Here is a 3,098-nt window from a genome sequence, read left to right as displayed (position 1 = left end):
AGTGGCGACGTCCGGCACGACGGTGTCCGGCACGAGGGTGTCCGGCACGACGGTGTCCGGACGCCGGCGGGGGCGGGGATCTCTACCGCGACCGACCTCGCGACCTGGGTGAAGGCGATGGTCGGCGGACAGCTGCTCGACGCCGACACCCAGCGGGCCCGGATGGACTCGCTGCAGCCCACCGGCGCAGGCGCGGACTACGGCTTCACCCTCTCCGAGCCCCTGCTCTACGGCTCAGGCAGCGGCCGGGACACCGCTATCGTGACCAGCCCCGATCCGCCGAACGAGGAGCTCCACCATGCAGCGTCGCCCGCCGGCACCTCGACGCCGGCCACCGTCCCTCGCCCGCGCCCTCGTCGGTGTGCTCGCGCTCCTGCTGGTCGGGGCCTGCGGGTCCGGGGTCGCGGCCTCGGGGACCGTGAAGACCGAGGACCGGGGGTTGCAGGGCTTCGACTCGGTGGAGTTCGCGGCCGCGGGCACCCTGACGATCGAGCAGACCGGGACCGACTCCGTCCGGATCAGCGCCGACGAGGCGTACCTGCCGTCGCTGACCAGCGAGGTGAACGGCCGCACGCTCCGCCTCGGCGTCCGGCCGGGGACGAGCATCGACGGCGGCGGGGACATCCGCTACACGGTTACCGTCGCGTCGCTCACCGACCTCGAGGTGTCGGGGGCGGGTGAGGTCACCGTCAGCGGTGTCGACACCCCGGAGCTCGCGGTCGTGCAGAGCGGGGCGGGCCGGATCACCGTCACCGGCCGGACGACCTCGTCGAGGGTCGAGCTGAGCGGGACCGGCGCCTACGACGGACGCGGGCTGGCGGCGGAGAACGTCGACGTCTCGGTCAGCGGTGCGGGCAGCGCGGAGCTCACCGCGACGGCGACGCTGAACGCCCAGGTCAGCGGGGTCGGCGACGTGGGGTACCTCGGCGACCCCACCGTGACCCAGGAGGTCTCCGGGGTGGGTGAGATCAAGAAGCTCTGACCCGAGGGCCTGACGGTCGGGTGACCGAGCCAGTCAGCCGGCCCGGCCGCCGTGCCAGCGGAAGGGATCGTCCTCGAGCGCGGCGCGGTCCCACTGACCGAGATCGGCAGCGGCGGCGTAGGTGGAGTGGAGGAACTCCGCGACCGCGCGGTCGGGGTCGGGGGCGGCGCGGGCGGCCTCGTACGGCAGCAGGAACTGCTGGAACTCGGTGCTGTAGAAGGCGCCGTCGGGGCCGACGGGCCGGTCGGCGAACCCGTCCGGAGCGGGGTAGGCGTAGGAGTAGAACGCGCCCTCCTCGCCGCCGCCGGGCCAGAAGCCGCAGCTGGAGAGCTCGCGGGAGTAGCCCTCGACCATGACCCAGTCCCCGCAGTTGGGGACCCCGCCCGGGTGCGGCGGGGCCGAGCGGCCGGAGAACCGGGTGCAGGCGAGATCCATGCCGCCCCAGAAGAAGTGCACGGGGCTGACCTTGCCCACGAAGTGCGACCGGAACTCGCCGATCACCCGGTTCGCCTGCAGGAGCTGGCGCCAGAACAGGGCGGCCGCCTCGCCGTCGTAGGAGGCGTGGTGGTGGTCCTCGGCGAAGGGGATGGCCGGGTCGACCTCGTTGGGGTGCGCGCGGATCCGTGCCTCGATGCCGAGGCCGCCCAGCAGGTCCAGGAGCTGCGCGTAGAACTCCGCGACCGACATCGGCCGCAGGGGCAGGCTCCGGGTGCCACCGGCGCTGCTGCGGACCTCGAGCCGGTGGTCGAGGAAGTCGAACTCGATCTCGAACGCGCCGTCGCGGTAGGGGATCGTGGACGTCGTCAGGCCGCGCGGGCTGACGTAGAGGGTCACCTGCCACCAGTGGTTGAGCAGCGGGGCGTGGGCCATGCGGATCTTGCCCACGATCTGGGTCCACAGGTGCAGGGTCTCGCGGGTGGGGGTCCAGTCCGACACCCGCAGGCTCGGCCAGCTCGTCGTGGTCGTCGACACGTGCCGAGTCTGGCGCATCGCGGCGCCCGGCGGATCGGTCGCCTGATCGGTCATGCGCGGACCGACTACCGTCGGGAGCCATGGAGCTGTTCGGGCGGCGGGACGAGACCGCGGCCCTGGACGGGCTGCTGGCGCGGGCGGCGGCGGGTGCGGGGTCCGGGCTCGTCGTCTGGGGTGAGCCGGGAATCGGCAAGACCGCCCTGCTGGATCACGCCGTGGAGGCGGCCTCCGACCTGACGGTGCTGCGCTGCCGGGGAACCCGGATGGAGGCGGGGCTCGCCTTCGCGGCGCTGCACGAGCTGTTGTGGCCGGTGCGGGACCGGCTGGGGGCGCTCGCCGAGCCGCAGGCCGCCGCCCTGCGCGGTGCGCTGGGGATGAGCGGCGACCCGGCCAACCGCTTCCTGATCGGCGCCGCGGTGCTGTCCCTGCTCTCCACCCTCGCCCGGGAACGACCGGTGCTGGCCGTGGTGGACGACGCCCAGTGGGTCGACGAGGCCACCGCCCACTGCCTGGGCTTCGTCGCCCGGCGGGTGCGGACCGAGCCGATCGTGGTGCTCCTCGCCGCCCACGACGATCCCGCCTCGGGGCCGTGGGAGGGGCTGCCGGCGCTGGAGGTCGCGGGCCTGGCGGACCACGACGCCCGACGCCTGGTCGCCGCCGCCGTCCCGGCGGCCGAGGAGTCCCTGGTCAGCCGGACCGTGCGGACCGCGGGCGGCAACCCCCTCGCTCTGCACGAGCTGCCCACCGTCGACCGCGAGTCCGACGACGAGGTGTCCGTCGGGCCCCGGTTGCAACGGGCGTTCTGCGCGCGGGCCGAGGCGCTCAAGCCCGCGACCCGGACGTTGTTGCTGCTGGCCGCCGCCGAGGACCGGGGCGACCGCCACCTCGTCGCGCGGGTCGGCGCCGAGTGGGGGATCGACTCGACGGCCTGGGAGGAGGCACTGCGTTCCGGGCTGCTCCAGGCCTCGGGAGCCCGCCTGGAGTTCCGGCATCCGCTGGTGCGGGCGGCGCTCTACGACGGGGCGCCCTTCGCGGAGCGGCAGGCCGTGCACCGCGCGCTGGCCGCGGGTCTGCCGAGCGACGCCGTCGAGGAACGGGCCTGGCACCTGGCTGCCGCCGCGGACGCCGCGGACGAGGACGTCGC

3 protein-coding genes are annotated in these 3,098 nt (G+C 74.5%); 2 read left to right on the top strand and 1 reads right to left on the bottom strand.

The window, feature by feature from the left end; translation table 11 throughout:
* Positions 1-298 precede the first annotated feature (298 nt).
* On the top strand, positions 299-982 hold the full coding sequence (locus tag H5J29_RS27030; RefSeq protein WP_181783820.1) for a GIN domain-containing protein: 684 nt from the start codon (positions 299-301) through the stop codon (positions 980-982).
* A 33-nt stretch (positions 983-1,015) separates the two neighbouring features.
* On the opposite strand, the gene H5J29_RS27025 is transcribed toward H5J29_RS27030, so the two are convergent.
* Positions 1,016-2,008: a DUF5996 family protein gene (locus tag H5J29_RS27025; RefSeq protein WP_312858433.1), complete on the bottom strand. Its 993-nt coding sequence runs from the start codon at positions 2,006-2,008 to the stop codon at positions 1,016-1,018.
* Positions 2,009-2,034: 26 nt separating this feature from the next.
* On the opposite strand from H5J29_RS27025, the gene H5J29_RS27020 reads away from it, so the two are divergent.
* Positions 2,035-3,098: AAA family ATPase (locus H5J29_RS27020; protein WP_181783819.1), on the top strand; the 1,064-nt coding region annotated here is incomplete at its 3' end.

Origin of the sequence: Pseudonocardia pini (assembly GCF_013870575.1) — a bacterium.
GTDB classification, from domain to species: Bacteria; Actinomycetota; Actinomycetes; order Mycobacteriales; family Pseudonocardiaceae; genus Pseudonocardia; species Pseudonocardia pini.
This window is presented reverse-complemented; position numbering and strand designations above follow the sequence as displayed.

Coding starts and splice junctions, on each gene's coding strand:
- H5J29_RS27030 (WP_181783820.1), top strand. CDS start 299: ATGCAGCGTCGCCCGCCGGCACCTCGACGCCGGCCACCGTCCCTCGCC.
- H5J29_RS27025 (WP_312858433.1), bottom strand. CDS start 2,008: ATGACCGATCAGGCGACCGATCCGCCGGGCGCCGCGATGCGCCAGACT.